Origin of the sequence: Sphingobacterium sp. SG20118 (assembly GCF_044740685.1) — a bacterium.
Lineage (GTDB): Bacteria > Bacteroidota > Bacteroidia > Sphingobacteriales > Sphingobacteriaceae > Sphingobacterium.
Window position 1 is genome coordinate 3,870,051 of the sequence record NZ_CP172826.1, and the last position, 15,252, is coordinate 3,885,302.

The 15,252-nt window shown below is 36.1% G+C and carries 8 protein-coding genes and 3 pseudogenes; 7 read left to right on the plus strand and 4 right to left on the minus strand.

The genetic code is table 11. From position 1 onward, the window contains the following. Positions 1-4 precede the first annotated feature (4 nt). On the plus strand, positions 5-2,017 hold the full coding sequence (ispG, locus tag ACFX5U_RS17840; RefSeq protein WP_400261630.1) for a (E)-4-hydroxy-3-methylbut-2-enyl-diphosphate synthase: 2,013 nt from the start codon (positions 5-7) through the stop codon (positions 2,015-2,017). A gap of 55 nt (positions 2,018-2,072) precedes the next feature. Here ispG and ACFX5U_RS17845 read toward each other — a convergent pair whose 3' ends face one another. After that, positions 2,073-2,537 carry a T9SS type A sorting domain-containing protein gene (locus ACFX5U_RS17845; RefSeq protein ID WP_280565609.1) on the minus strand — a complete coding sequence of 155 codons (465 nt, stop codon included), beginning with the start codon at positions 2,535-2,537 and terminating at the stop codon, positions 2,073-2,075. 255 nt (positions 2,538-2,792) lie between these two features. Here ACFX5U_RS17845 and ACFX5U_RS17850 point away from each other — a divergent pair. Together ACFX5U_RS17850 and rlmF are read left to right on the plus strand one after the other, a co-directional pair. Continuing rightward, positions 2,793-4,740: pseudogene (locus ACFX5U_RS17850) on the plus strand (KUP/HAK/KT family potassium transporter). A gap of 252 nt (positions 4,741-4,992) precedes the next feature. Continuing rightward, the gene (gene rlmF / locus ACFX5U_RS17855) at positions 4,993-5,904 is read left to right on the plus strand and encodes a 23S rRNA (adenine(1618)-N(6))-methyltransferase RlmF (RefSeq protein WP_400261631.1); all 912 of its coding nucleotides are present in this window, start codon (positions 4,993-4,995) and stop codon (positions 5,902-5,904) included. A 55-nt stretch (positions 5,905-5,959) separates the two neighbouring features. Here the strand turns inward: rlmF and ACFX5U_RS17860 are convergent, their stop codons facing one another. Together ACFX5U_RS17860 and ACFX5U_RS17865 are read right to left on the minus strand one after the other, a co-directional pair. Then, entirely contained in the window at positions 5,960-7,654 is a 1,695-nt protein-coding gene (locus tag ACFX5U_RS17860; RefSeq protein ID WP_400261632.1) for an amino acid permease, read from the minus strand. A 79-nt stretch (positions 7,655-7,733) separates the two neighbouring features. Beyond that, positions 7,734-8,417, minus strand: a complete 684-nt coding sequence (locus ACFX5U_RS17865) for a hypothetical protein (RefSeq protein WP_400261633.1) — start codon at positions 8,415-8,417, stop codon at positions 7,734-7,736. A gap of 112 nt (positions 8,418-8,529) precedes the next feature. Here ACFX5U_RS17865 and tyrS point away from each other — a divergent pair. Together tyrS and ACFX5U_RS17875 are read left to right on the plus strand one after the other, a co-directional pair. Next, positions 8,530-9,814: pseudogene (gene tyrS, locus ACFX5U_RS17870) on the plus strand (tyrosine--tRNA ligase). Between the two features lie 115 nt (positions 9,815-9,929). Then, positions 9,930-10,904 carry a TonB family protein gene (locus tag ACFX5U_RS17875; protein ID WP_400261634.1) on the plus strand — a complete coding sequence of 325 codons (975 nt, stop codon included), beginning with the start codon at positions 9,930-9,932 and terminating at the stop codon, positions 10,902-10,904. A gap of 64 nt (positions 10,905-10,968) precedes the next feature. Here ACFX5U_RS17875 and ACFX5U_RS17880 read toward each other — a convergent pair whose 3' ends face one another. Next, a complete protein-coding gene (locus tag ACFX5U_RS17880) occupies positions 10,969-11,667 on the minus strand; it encodes a DUF4397 domain-containing protein (protein ID WP_158500314.1) in 699 nt (232 codons plus the stop codon). Between the two features lie 156 nt (positions 11,668-11,823). Here ACFX5U_RS17880 and ACFX5U_RS17885 point away from each other — a divergent pair. Beyond that, positions 11,824-14,524, plus strand: a pseudogene (locus ACFX5U_RS17885) (DNA translocase FtsK 4TM domain-containing protein). A 2-nt stretch (positions 14,525-14,526) separates the two neighbouring features. Continuing rightward, positions 14,527-15,183: an outer membrane lipoprotein carrier protein LolA gene (locus tag ACFX5U_RS17890; RefSeq protein ID WP_400261635.1), complete on the plus strand. Its 657-nt coding sequence runs from the start codon at positions 14,527-14,529 to the stop codon at positions 15,181-15,183. Positions 15,184-15,252: the final 69 nt, after the last annotated feature.

Consider the following 15,252-nt stretch of genomic DNA (forward strand, 5'->3'; position numbering starts at 1 on the left):
AGATATGGACACAAGTAAACTTTTGACATTACCAGGTATTTATTGCAATTCGCAAACCACTTATTCAAGATGGAAAACGAGAGAAGTGCAAATTGGTGATGTACCCATGGGTGGGGATAATCCCATACGTATTCAAAGCATGACAACGATCGACACCATGGATACTATGGGTTCGGTAGAACAAACGATCAGAATGGTCGATGCTGGTTGCGAGTATGTTCGAATAACGGCACCATCGATAAAAGAAGCCAATAATCTGGCCAATATAAAGAAGGAATTACGCCTCCGAGGATATCATGTACCATTAGTTGCAGATATTCATTTTACACCGAATGCGGCTGAGGTAGCTGCACGTATCGTTGAAAAAGTTCGTGTAAATCCTGGAAACTATGCAGACAAGAAAAAATTTGATCAACTGAGCTATACAGACAGTGAATATCAAGCAGAATTAGACCGCATTTATAAAAAATTCAAACCTTTAGTCAACATCTGCAAAGAGTACGGTACAGCTATGCGAATAGGGACCAATCATGGCTCACTTTCAGACCGTATCATGAGTCATTATGGTGATACACCAGAAGGCATGGTAGAATCAGCAATGGAATTCATTCGCATTTGTGAAGATTTAAATTACTATAATTTATGTATCTCCATGAAATCGAGTAATCCACAGGTCATGGTGCGTGCCTACAGACTTTTGGTCGAAAAGATGGTCGCCGAAAACATGAACTATCCCCTGCATCTTGGTGTTACGGAAGCTGGTGATGGCGAAGACGGCCGCGTTAAATCTGCCGTAGGTATAGGAACATTATTAGAAGATGGATTGGGCGATACCGTTCGTGTATCTCTGACTGAGGAACCTGAAAAAGAAGCTCCAGTTGCGATAGCTTTGGTCAATCGATACACGAAAAGGAAGCGTGATATTGAAGCAATTAAAAATCCAGAAATCTTAAAATTAACCGAAAATAATAGCGCTCAACCCTACATTTCAAAAGAAGTGAATACTTTTGTCGGAGGCTCATTAGTACCTCGCGTAATCGTAGACATTTCTAACGAAAATCTAAAAGATGTCAATTTCCTGTCCAAAGCAGGCTATCGTTATGACACCTTATTAGATAAGTACCACATGGGCGAGCAGTCTGTAGATTTTGTATATCTTGGCGATCAGTTGCCCTCATTTAATATGCCGGCCAATTTAAAGCAATTATATAATTACCAAACCTGGAAAAACATTAATAATAAAGCGAATATTCATCCTTTATTTACTTTAGAAGAATTCAACCAGGCTTCTGATAAAGATGCTGCACTAAATCTTATTAAAATAAAAAATACAGATTTAGCAACCCATTCATTCGAAAATTTGCAACTCGACAAAACCATTATATTTCTATTAGAAACAACTGCAGTACACGGAATGGCGGAGCAACGTCAATTCTTCAGAAATCTACAAGAAATTGGTCTAGATAATCCGGTCATTATTAAAAGAACATATGAAGTCGCTGCTTTTTCAGGACCAATTGGTGATATTATGAACCCAGAGGAGCCCATTTCAAAACTTCAGCTATATGCAGCAACTGACTTGGGTGCATTATTAATTGACGGATTAGGCTCAGGTATTTGGATTGATTCGCCCGCTACACCATTAGATAAAATAGTATCCTTATCTTTTGGAATCCTTCAAGCTACTAGATCACGGATATCAAAGACTGAGTATATCTCCTGCCCGAGCTGTGGACGTACATTATTTGATCTACAAGAAACGACCCAGATGATTAGGAATAGAACAAATCATCTAAAAGGTTTGAAAATTGGTATTATGGGATGCATCGTAAATGGTCCTGGTGAAATGGCTGATGCAGACTATGGTTATGTTGGTGCTGGACCTGATAAGATTACCTTATATAGGGGACAAGAGGTCGTTAAGAAAAATGTAAGTTCTAGACATGCACTTGATGAGCTCATCAATATCATCAAATCAGATGGTTTATGGATAGATGAAAACGAATTACCTGACTAAAAGAAAAAGGCTTAAATGATATCATTTAAGCCTTTAATATTTTTATGAGCATATTTTATTTGCGGACCGAAAATCTCTTCACGATCGTTTCCGAACCAGAAACGACACGCACAAAATAAAAACCATTATTGAGCTTACCGCTTTGATCAAAAGATAGATTTTGATTTCCAGCTTCTAGCGTTCCATTCATCAGCTGTAACACCTCATTACCGAGTGCATCCATGACTTTAATGGCAACTGCGCTTTGCTTACCTAATTTGAATGATAAACTGATTTGTTCGGAAATGGGGTTATAAAAAACCTTAACATTATTGATTAACTTATCCACATCCTTCGTGTTGTCAGGAGTCATTGCATTATAAGTTAAACGATCAGGTCTATCAAGCGATGATAGCACATCGAATGTCAGAAGTTCTGTCGTATTGGAAGCTTGTAATACAGATGCATAACCTAAACTACCCATCGACGTAATCGTGCAGAGCAGACATAAATAAGCTATTTTCTTAATATTAATATTCATTTGTATAATACGACTTCTTAAATTGGTTATAGTTTAATCAAATATAATATTTCTAAACCAATATATCAACAACAAAAATAGGTTATTTGTTTAGATTTTATCACCTTATTCGGTATAAATATTTGTCATTTAACAATTTTTAACAAGATTTGTCGTTGTCAAACAAATTGCTAAAATTTGGCACGAGTTTTTCACTTGCAACGAACCTTCATATTCGTGGTAAAATGAAGGTTTTCACTTAAAAAAATATAAAAAATGACGGCTAGTCATCAAAGTACTGCACAAAAAGTAAGCCTTGCAGGGCTCCTCATTAGTTTAGGAATCATATTTGGAGATATTGGGACCTCTCCACTTTACGTATTTAAGGCTATCATGAACAAAGGTGTCATCGATAAAAACCTAGTCCTAGGCGGGCTATCCTGTGTATTCTGGACAGTAAGCTTACAAACAACTGTCAAGTATGTCTTAATTACATTACAGGCAGACAATAAAGGCGAAGGAGGTATCCTATCGTTATTTTCTTTAGTACGTAAAAGAGCACCTTGGTTGATTTTTCCTGCGATGTTAGGCGCGGCTACACTCCTTGCCGATGGTATGATCACTCCAGCGATCACCATTTCATCTGCAATTGAAGGTTTGGACATTAAATACCCTGGATTACCAACCATTCCAATTGTAGTAACGATCATTACCGGGCTATTTGCGATTCAACGTTTCGGTACCTCAGTAGTGGGAAGAATATTCGGTCCGCTGATGTTTATTTGGTTTTCTACCATCGGCATATTGGGACTAAGTAATATTCACCTCGAACTGGAAGTACTCAAAGCATTAAACCCCTATTACGCAGTCAAATTATTAATTGCCTATCCCAACGCTCTATTTATTATTGGGGCCGTATTTTTATGTACCACAGGAGCAGAAGCGCTTTATTCAGACATGGGACACTGCGGAAAAAGTAATATCCGCATCAGTTGGATATTTGTAAAATTAACGTTGGTCTTCAACTATTTTGGGCAAGGAGCTTGGTTACTTACTCAAGAAGGAAAAGTATTAGGTGAAAACAATCCTTTTTATGCCATCATGCCCCATTGGTTCCTTGGTTATGGAATTGCAATTGCAACCATGGCAGCAGTAATCGCCAGTCAAGCCATGATATCAGGGTCATACACCCTCATATCAGAAGCGGTTCGCTTAAACATATGGCCAAAGGTGGCAATCCGATACCCAAGTGACCATAAAGGCCAGTTATATGTGCCTTCAATCAATTTGATTCTTTGGGCGGGCTGTATGCTCATCATCAGGATTTTTGGAGAATCAAGCAATATGGAAGCCGCCTATGGATTAGCCATCAACTTAACATTCCTAACAACGACTATTTTGATGACATACTTTTTGGCATCAAAAAAAGTCAATAAATATATCATAGCACTCTTCACAGGATTCTATCTGTCTTTAGAGTTGATGTTCTTAGTTGGAAATGGAGTTAAAATTGCACACGGAGGTTGGCTAACCTTATTATTAGCCTCACTCCTATTTCTTATAATGTACGCCTGGTGGAATGCAAGACGAATCAAAAACAGATTTGTCAACTTCATCAATATTGATAAGTACTATCCTATTATCTCAGAATTGAGTGAAGATAAATCGGTACCACCATACGCTTCACATTTGGTCTATTTGACAAGTGCAAACTTTAAATCCGAAATTGAATCGAAAATCATTTATTCGATATTGAATAAAAAACCAAAGCGTGCAGACGTTTACTGGCTGGTTTCACGTAGATGTTATGGATCACCCACATACACGTGAGTATACCATAGACCAGTTGATTCCTGGAAAACTAATTCGCATTGATTTTAAACTTGGATTTAGAGAAGAGCAACGCATCAGTTTATTGTTCCGAAAAGTAGTGGAAGATATGGTTAAGAAAGGTGAAATCGATATAACAAGTCAATATGACACCTTGAAAAAGCATAAGATTCCAGGAGATTTTAAATTCGTAGTCTTAGAAAAAGTTTTATCAAAAGGCAATCAATTAAGCTGGTTTGAACGCATCATTATGGAAATATATGGGTATCTCAAAAAATTAAGCCTATCCGAAGAAAAGGGATTTGGATTAGATGCTAGCTTTGTTACCATAGAGCGAGTGCCCCTAAGTTTACCACAAACTTCGACTATTGAGTTAAAAAGAAAGGATAAATAGCGTTTATTCATAATGATATAACGTGCCTCCAATAAAGATAAATTGGAGGCACTTTTTTTTACCAAAAACCGAAGGTGCTACTATAACCATATAAAATACTATTAATCTATCGGCTAAAAGATCTGTAAATAATCATTCCAAAATGTTAAAAAAAAAGCAAACCGGATGATGCTGTAGGTAAATTAGTGTAACCAATTATTATTTAAGGAATGTCTTAAAATAAAAGCTTATTTTTGCATCAAATACAACATTATGGCAGGACCAGTAACAACTCCCACGAAAAAACTTCACCCTAGAAATAAACATCTTGATGCTTACGACTTTGTTAAATTAACCAAGATTGTTCCCGAGCTCAAAGCATTTGTCTTCATCAATGACTATAAGACGAAAACAATCGATTTTACAAATCCAGAGGCGGTCAAGCTTTTAAACAAAGCATTACTCCAACAATACTATAATATTCAATATTGGGATATCCCAAAAGAAAATTTATGTCCTCCTATTCCTGGTCGCGCAGATTACATACATTATGTAGCCGATATCTTAGCAAAAGCCAATAATAATGAAATACCAAAAGGTAAACAGGTCAAAATCCTAGACATTGGCGTTGGTGCCAATTGTATTTACCCCATTGTAGGAAACCACGAATACGGTTGGTCCTTCGTAGGATCTGAGATTGTAAAAAAAGCATATAAAAATGCCATTGAAATAGTACGTTTAAATCCCGAACTTAAGAATAACGTACAAATCAGATTACAGAATAATCCAAAAGCAATCTTTAAGGATATTATTCTTGAGAATGAAAAATATGATATGGTTATCTGTAATCCTCCATTCTTCTCTTCACAATTAGAAGCACTGGCACAAGCAGACCGTAAAATAAAAGGGCTGAAACCAGTAGAAGAAGACAAAATAGTTCAGAGTTTTGCAGGACAAGGAAGCGAGCTGTGGTGCGATGGCGGAGAAAAAGCCTTTATCGGTAGGATGATTTTTGAAAGTCAGTTCTATAAAGACCAGGTAAAATGGTTTTCTACTTTGGTAGCACACCGTGAAGATATCAGAATCTTACAACACAAGCTAAAAAAGCTCAATGTGGCAGAGGTAGAAGTAATCCGAATGGAACAAGGAAATAAAATAGGTAGAATCCTCCTCTGGAGGTTTTAGTATATAAAAAAGCTCTAAACAATGTTTAGAGCTTTTTTATATACGATCAATTCCGTTAAGACATGCTTTCCTTATTTAGTTTCGAATGCTTATACCCATATAAGAAATAAATAATAAGTCCTCCAATAAGCCAAATAATAAAGATGATCCAATTACTGGCCCCCAGCTCTGTCATTAAATATAAATTAATCAAAATACCGGTAACTGGTAAAAGGGAAAAGTTCATCTTAAAACTATAGAAACTTAAGACTAACCAAGTCAACCAAAAGATGATAACCAACACTTTATGTTTAATAATATCCAGAAATGTAAGGTTTTTCCATTCCGTAACCACATCTTGGCCATATATCCAAAACAAAACGATTGCGGCAATCAATCCAAATCCAACCAGATATTTACCATTCACATAAGGAACCCTGAATTTTGATTTTTTTGATATGCCTGAATAATCCATGTACAGTACACCTGCACAAACCATGATAAAAGCAAAGAAAGTACCTACACTCGTAAGGTCAACAAAGAAATCCATTTTAAAAAACAAGGAAGGTACACCAACCACTATCCCTGTTACAATAGTTGCATAAGAAGGGGTTTTATACTTCGGGTGGACACGAGCAAAGCGCTTCGACATTAAGCCATCGCGGCTCATAGTCATCCAAATTCTAGGCTGTGCCAATTGGTAAACCAACAGAGCACTTGTAATAGCGATAACAGATGTAACGGAGATGATCCCTGCCATATAGTCAAATCCAACGTATTTAAACACAAAAGCTAAAGGATCCTTTACGTTCAACTCGGTGTAATTTACCATTCCAGTCAGAACCAAAGTAATAGCGACATATAGCACAGTGCAGATGACCAAGCACCAAATCATGGCTTTGGGTAAATCACGCTGTGGATTCTTACATTCTTCTGCCGTCGTGGAAATGGAGTCAAACCCAATAAAAGCAAAAAATACAGCTGCAACGCTGCCCATTACACCATGCATTCCATTCGGCGCAAAAGGTGTCCAATTTTCAGGTTTCACATAAAACATCCCTCCAAATATAACTGCTAAGATGATTCCGACTTTAATAATGACCATAACGGCACTGGCGCGTTGCGACTCTTTAATCCCAATATAGACTAAAGCAGTAACCAAAACTGTAATGATACCTGCAGGTAAATCAAATATAATCGGTATATCTCTGATTCGAGGAGCGCTCAAATAAGCCTCTAGCCCGTGTTTATCTGCTGCCGTTAAACTCGTTGCACCACTTTCTGCAAGTTTTTGCGCGGCGTCTAAAGCATAGCCTGGAGCCATGGATAACCATGCCGGTATATGCAGACCAAATCCCTCCAACATGGACGCAAAATATTGAGACCACGATATTGCAATAACGGTATTAGAAACGGCATATTCTAGCACAAGCGCCCAGCCAATAATCCAAGCAAACAATTCTCCAAAAGCCACATATGCATAGGTATAAGCACTACCTGAAACAGGTACAGTACTCGCAAACTGCGCATAGGAGAGCGCCGTAAAGACACAGGCAAAAGCAGTGAATATGAACAATAGCGAAACCGCGGGTCCACCCTCGTAACTAGCCAAACCAATTGTACTGAATATTCCAGCACCAACGATAGCGGCGATACCTAGCGAAACCAAATCTCTTACACCCAGTACTTTTGCAAGTCCAGACCCCTCTCCATGTTGGGAGTCGTATATAATCTGATCTACACTTTTCTTTCGAAAAAGTCTTTTAAACATGTAGTTTATGTTAATATGTTAAGTAATTGGTTACGAAAATAAAAAAAATAAGACTGATACTAGTACGACAACACAAATACTATTCAAAATCTATCATTTCGTAGTGAATATACTGATAGACATCATGGAAATCCTTCAAATCTTCCTTCATATACTGTGTCAACTTATTACTCACCGCTATAACACGTTCCTCTTTCAAGTCAAAAGACCACAATCGTTTACAAATCTGAAATAATGCGCGAGTAACCTGCGCCACATCAGCATATTCGTAAATATATTGCGACGCTATGAAGCGATCAAAAAAAGCATCAAATTTTGGCGTATCCTTTAATTGGCTTATGTTTAAAAAAGAACGTAAAGCATCTCGATTTACTTTCTCCAAGGCCACATAAAATTTTGAAACTGAAATTGCCTTATGCGCTATTAGGAGGTGGTCCAGCAGTAATTCTAGTGCAATATGAGCAAAAAATGAAGGTCTTATTGGCAATCCGGCTAACTCATCTTTAATAAGCACCTTAATGGCATGTGTATGGTGAAAAAAATAATCCGCATTATGGAACAAACGATCAACTTCGATATGACCATTCCATCCCTTAAGCAAATCCATATGGAGGGGGTTTCCACACAATTGATCTTCAAAATTATTGGGCTTGATCACAAAATCTTTATCCGCATTTTTCAATAAGTCAGGCAATAAACTACCCACAACCCGTTCTGGGCTTGTCGCGAAACGTTCGAAATAAAAGTGTGACAAAAAATTCATAACAACAATTTTATACCTATCGCAATTATTTAACGAGAAATATTGACTCAATATACAGCTTAATCTCTTATATTTGTGGCTTATATTAAAAATTTTTAACCCATTTTACACAATGAGCTTTGTAGAAGAATTACGCTGGAGAGGCATGCTTCAAGACATTATGCCAGGAACTGAAGACTTACTAAATAAAGAAAAAGTATCTGGTTATATTGGTTTTGATCCAACAGGAGACTCTTTACACGTAGGTCACTTGACACAAATCATGACGTTAATTCACTTCCAAAACGCAGGTCATCAACCTGTTGCCTTGGTAGGTGGTGCAACAGGAATGATTGGAGACCCTTCTTTCAAATCTGCTGAACGTAACTTATTGGACGAACATACATTAAATCATAATGTGAATTGTTTGAAAAATCAATTAGGTAAGTTTCCTAGCATTTGGAGAAGGTGAAAACGATGCAAAAATGGTTAACAATTACGATTGGTTCAAAGACTTCAAGTTTTTGGATTTCATCCGTGATGTCGGTAAATTAATTACTGTTAACTATATGATGTCTAAAGATTCTGTAAAAAAACGTTTAGAAGGCGAAAATGGCCTTTCATTTACAGAATTTTCGTACCAATTGATTCAAGGTTATGACTTCTATTATCTCTGGAAACACCACAATTGTAAAATACAAATGGGAGGATCTGATCAATGGGGAAATATCGTAACAGGTACTGAATTCATTCGTAGACAAGATCAGGGAACCGCTTTTGCAATTACGACACAATTAATTAAAAAAGCAGATGGTCAAAAATTTGGTAAAACAGAATCAGGTGCTGTTTGGTTAGATGCAAAGAAAACCTCTCCTTATAAATATTACCAATTTTGGTTGAATACTTCAGACGATGACGCAAAAAGCTGGATTAAGATCTTTACGTTAAAATCGAAAGAAGAAATTGATGCCATTATAGCTGAGCACGATGCGGCACCACATACAAGAGCAGTACAAAAGGCATTGGCAAAAGATATCACCATTCGTACACACTCGGAAGAAGCTTATGAAACAGCTATTAAGACTTCTGATTTTCTTTTTGGTAACGGAACTTTAGAATTCTTAAATGGTTTAGATCATGAAGCTATTTTAGATGTATTCGAAGGTATTCCACAATTCAATGTTTCAAAAGAAACTTTGAGCACAGGAATTAACATATTGGATCTACTGGCAGTAAACACCCAGGTATTCCCCTCTAAAGGCGAAGCGCGCAAAATGTTGCAAGGTGGAGGGGTATCGATTAATCGAGAAAAAGCGACAGACATAGAACAGGTAATCAACACATCCAATTTGATTAATGATCAATATATCATTGCGCAGAGAGGAAAGAAGAATTACTATTTAATAATTGCTGAATAGGCATATTTAAGTTTATAGAATAAAATGGCCGATCAAAATCGGCCATTTTTATTTTATAAACTTTTACTATCTTCATGCTTTAAAATAATTACATGCCATACAACTTTTATATCTGATGAGAAAAATCGCACTACTTTTCCTATTGTATGTACTTACTGCTACAGTAGGCTATGCACAAGTGACGTTTCAAACTTTATACACAAAGAATGGAAAAGAAACCAAAGAATTAGATAAAGCATATTACGCTAAAATCATAATGTTACCGAACCAAAATAGTAAAGATACGCTAGTTGAAGAATTCTATATAGCAAATAACAAATTAAAACTACAAGGAACAGTAACAAACCTATCTGGTTCAAAATTCAAAGGAAAGAAATATGAACTCTTTGAAAATGGTAATCTAAAATCAGAGCTGATGTACTCAAACCATTCTCAACAGATTGATACCGCATTCTATTACCATGAAAACGGAAAAATAAAATCAATACTGTATTACCCTTTCTCAGTTGACACAAAAGGAAAATATAAAATCGAAACCCCTCTCTATTTAATCTATGCCGATTCAACGGGTAAAATTCTGTTAAAAGACGGATATGGCTTCGCAGTTTCAGATGACACCTATACCTACGAGGAAGGAAATTATGTAAACCACAAAAAAGAAGGCGAATGGAAAGGGCACTTTAGTGGAAAGCGATACACCTTTACAGAAACTTTCAAAGAAGATAAACTTATTTCGGGCCTTACAACAGATTCAGTAGGTCATAAAACACCATATGATTCGATCAATGGCTCTAATCCTCCGAACTATCCTGGTGGAATTTCAAAATTGATGCAATTCATCGGTCAAAATTATAATTATCCAACACCAGCATTACATGCTGGTATAAATGGCGTTGTAGAAATCCAATTCATTGTTGATAAAAGTGGAGAACCAAGAGATTTTAAAATAAAGAGAGATCTCGGTTATGGAACAGGAGAAGCAGCACTACGAGTGGCAAAAAAAATGAAGAAATGGGAACCTGGACACATAAGAGGTATAGCAGTAAATGTAAGTTACTTTTTACCCATTCGATTAAGTACATCCCGATAAAAAAGAGCCTGTTCTTTTCAGAACAGGCTCTTTTTTATAATCAACCAATATTATAATTAGATTTTTATTTATGCTTAACAATTTGAAGACTATACCTTTTATCAATATCGTTACTCGACTTTAATCCAGAAGCATAAATAGTATATATTTCCTTCTCTTCAGGTCGGAAATCTGCTAGAAGTTCAGACATACCTACACCATTTACTTTTAGTTTATATACTTCAGAAATCGCGATTTCCTTAAAATTATCCAAATCCTTATAAGCCTTGTCTTTCACGGATAAACTATCTGTATCGTTGAAGGTAAGCGTCAATTTAGGAGCTTCAGAACTCAAATTCATGAATCTAAATTTAGCAAACCCACTTCTTAAGGTTCCAAAATCATCCTCAGTAGTCAAAATTTCAATTTTATCCTTTCCAATCACATAGAGGCTGTAATATTTCCCAGGTGTTAGATCTATTTTTTGGCTCACTAACGCTGAATCGCCAACAGTAGCATTCGGATCAAATACACGAACCAACCTACTACCAGGATAAGCGTTTTTATAATTCAAAACTCGATTGTAAGAAAAAACTCCCTCCCAATTATTGTTCAATTTATTTTGATCTAATCCAATATCCAATCCAGTAGAACCAGGAACAACATTCACGGCAGACACAGCTGATATTTCTCTATAAGAGTAATCATCATCCAGTTTATTACATGAATTTAGAGCCAGCATAAAAACTATTATACCAAATCCAAAAAATAATGCTTTTTTCATCTTCATTTTTATTATTTTGAATAAAATTCAACGATCGTCTACATAAAAGACGTATGTTATAAATAAAATGCTACAACAAAAAATAAAAGGTTTGTAACACAATTAAATTTCCTTCTAAATACTTAAGTTTGTATGAAGGATAACTGTAAAATATTCATGTCAAATAAAGGAAATACATTTAGACCATCTAGCGCTAATACATCATTTAAGAGGATTTCTAAAAAAGAAACCCCCAAAAATAAGAAAGTTGAAAATAAAGAGGAAGTTCCAGCTAGAGACTTAACAGAATTGCAGCAAAAAATAATTAAAATTTTTGGTGCATTTCTCATATTATGTGCTATTCTGTTAGGAGTTGCTTTTGTTTCTTATCTGTTTACTTGGTCTGAAGACCAGAGTTATATTGCCACAAATAACGGTGGTTGGAGTACGGTACTGTATACAGCAGAAGAAATCGATAATCCAGATGTAGAATTACCCGTTGTACATAACAGCTTAGGAAAGTATGGTGCTTTATTCGCAAATCAATTTATTTATAACTGGTTCGGAATAGCATCGTTTTTATTTGTATTGGTTTTCTTTGTCATTGGCTATAAATTATTGTATAAAAAATCAATACTCCCTGTTTACAGAACCATTATTTATTCCTTCATTGCCATTGTTTTCATATCGCTCACATTAGGGTTTTTGCATAGCTTCATTGATAAAGTACCACATATTCTAGAAGGAAAATTTGGGTTTTGGACAAACAAATTACTTGAAGCACAAATAGGTACGGTAGGTGTAGCAGGAATATTGATCTTTGCTTATCTGACAACATTGATATTGGTTTATAATCTAGATTTGAAATTTAGTATTTTCGATTCTCGTAAAAACAAAGAATACGACGAAGACAATATTGATATCGAGGAAGAGGAAGCTATTTATACCAATTCAATTCGTCCATCAGAATCGAATCCATCAGAAACGATTGCTTCAGAACCGATAAGCAATAGAAGAGGGTCGTATAATCCAGCTCCTAGCCTCAATGAAAAATTTCAATCCCACAGAAACAATGATGCTCTACAGAGCGAGGAAACCTCTTGCGAATAAAGAGATCATATTACCTGTAACTGAAATAAAACCAGAAAACAAAATTGTTATTCCATTTGAAATCGAGGCTCCTGCAGCAAATAAACAAGAGACCTCCCCTATCGAAGAGAACAGCATTTCATTTACTGTTGATCAACCAGTTGAGCTAGATCCCATCATTGAAGAAGAAATAGATGCTAGTCATGAACTGGAAGTAGAATCACTCAAAGAAGAGAAGACGATAACGGCAAATGATCTTGTAGCACAATTTGGTCAATATGACCCTAAATTAGATTTGCCAGGATACCAGCACCCAACTTTAGATCTATTGAGAGATTATGGTTCTGGAAAGATTACCATAAACCAACAAGAGCTAGAAGCGAATAAAAATAAAATCGTCGATACCTTAAGAAATTATAACATCGAGATTGAACATATCAAGGCAACGATAGGTCCAACTGTCACCTTATATGAAATCATTCCTAAACCCGGTGTTCGTATTTCAAAAATTAAAAATCTGGAAGATGATATTGCCTTAAGTTTAGCAGCACTTGGGATCCGTATCATTGCACCAATGCCTGGTAAAGGAACCATTGGTATTGAGGTGCCAAATAGCAGCCCAGAAATGGTATCTATGAAATCTGTTATTGCAACGGAAAAATTCCAAAAAACAGATATGGATTTACCTATTGCATTAGGAAAGACCATTTCCAACGAAGTCTATATTGCCGATTTAGCAAAAATGCCACACTTACTTGTAGCTGGAGCTACTGGGCAGGGTAAATCCGTCGGTATCAACGCAATTTTAACATCTTTACTTTATAAAAAACATCCAGCAGAATTAAAATTCGTATTGGTCGATCCAAAAAAAGTAGAGCTTTCTCTATTCAAAAAAGTAGAGCGACACTTCTTAGCAAAATTACCAGGAGAAGAAGATGCTATTATTACAGATACAAAGAAGGTTATCAACACGTTAAACTCACTTTGTATTGAAATGGATCAACGTTATGACCTGTTAAAAAATGGGCAAGTACGTAATTTAAAAGAATATAATGCAAAATTTGTCAATCGCAGATTAAACCCTGAGGAGGGTCATCGATTCTTACCCTTTATAGTTCTTATAGTAGATGAGTTTGCCGACTTGATGATGACGGCTGGTAAAGAAGTAGAAACGCCCATTGCACGTTTAGCGCAGCTAGCCCGTGCCGTTGGTATCCACTTAGTAATTGCCACCCAACGTCCTTCAGTTAATATCATTACAGGTACGATTAAGGCGAATTTCCCAGCACGTTTGGCATTCCGCGTATTATCTAAAGTAGATTCACGAACTATTTTGGATTCCGGTGGTGCAGATCAGTTGATCGGACGAGGAGATATGCTGCTATCAACGGGTAGTGATTTAATTCGTATTCAGTGTGCATTCGTAGACACGCCAGAAGTAGAGACGATTTCGGACTTTATAGGAGGCCAACGTGGATATCCGTCGGCGTTTATGTTACCTGAATATGTTGATGAAAGTGGTGATGGCTCAGGTTCAACAGATTTTGATTTCACGGACAGAGATCAATTATTCGAAGAAGCAGCCCGCATGATCGTCATGCATCAACAAGGGTCGACCTCACTTATCCAACGTAAATTAAAGTTGGGCTACAATAGAGCTGGAAGAATAATTGATCAGTTGGAAGCTGCCGGAATTGTCGGACCTTTTGAAGGTAGCAAAGCCCGTGAAGTGCTCTATCCTGATGAATATTCTTTAGAACAGTTTTTAGAAACATTAAGGAAGAATTAAAAATGAAAAAAACAAAAGCTATTTTACTAAGTCTAATAGCCTTAGTATGTACAATTCCAGCAATTGCACAACAAGATGCAGCAGCACAAAAGCTATTAGCAGAAGTCAGTAAAAAGTATGACAGTTATCAAACGATACAAGCCTCATTCTCTTTTTCGGTGGTTCAAGCGGCAAACAAAAATGGTTATTCGGACGCAGGTACACTTTATTTAGATAAAAAGAACAATAGGTACCACATTACAATGAAAAATCAAGAGTTGATTTCAGATGCAAAGAGTCTATATACGATCTTAAAAGATGAAAAAGAGGTTCAGATAGCTGAAATAGAAAACAGCAATGATGCAATTGATCCCAGTAATATCTTTAGTTTTTATAAAACTGGATTCAAGTACAGGTTAATTGCAAATGAAAAATCTGGTACAACACTTTTAAACGTAGTCGAATTGACAGCACTAGATACTAAAAAGAATTATTCTAAGATCAAGCTTCGGATCAACAGTTCTACAAAACTTATTCATGATGCGACCATCTATGATAAAAATGGAGGGCAATATAATTATACCATAAAAAGTCAAAATCCAAATAAAACGTTGGACAATACTTTATTTACTTTTAACAAAGGAAAATACAATGGATATGAAATCGTCGACTTAAGGTAAAAAATAGTGTATAAAAAATAAAGGGCTTGAATAAATTCAAGCCCTTTATTTTTTATAACAAGTTTTCCT

Excerpts from the sequence above, each read along its gene's own strand:
- ispG (WP_400261630.1), top strand. The coding sequence starts at position 5 with ATGGACACAAGTAAACTTTTGACATTACCAGGTATTTATTGCAATTCG.
- ACFX5U_RS17845 (WP_280565609.1), bottom strand. The coding sequence starts at position 2,537 with ATGAATATTAATATTAAGAAAATAGCTTATTTATGTCTGCTCTGCACG.
- rlmF (WP_400261631.1), top strand. The coding sequence starts at position 4,993 with ATGGCAGGACCAGTAACAACTCCCACGAAAAAACTTCACCCTAGAAAT.
- ACFX5U_RS17860 (WP_400261632.1), bottom strand. The coding sequence starts at position 7,654 with ATGTTTAAAAGACTTTTTCGAAAGAAAAGTGTAGATCAGATTATATAC.
- ACFX5U_RS17865 (WP_400261633.1), bottom strand. The coding sequence starts at position 8,417 with ATGAATTTTTTGTCACACTTTTATTTCGAACGTTTCGCGACAAGCCCA.
- ACFX5U_RS17875 (WP_400261634.1), top strand. The coding sequence starts at position 9,930 with ATGAGAAAAATCGCACTACTTTTCCTATTGTATGTACTTACTGCTACA.
- ACFX5U_RS17880 (WP_158500314.1), bottom strand. The coding sequence starts at position 11,667 with ATGAAAAAAGCATTATTTTTTGGATTTGGTATAATAGTTTTTATGCTG.
- ACFX5U_RS17890 (WP_400261635.1), top strand. The coding sequence starts at position 14,527 with ATGAAAAAAACAAAAGCTATTTTACTAAGTCTAATAGCCTTAGTATGT.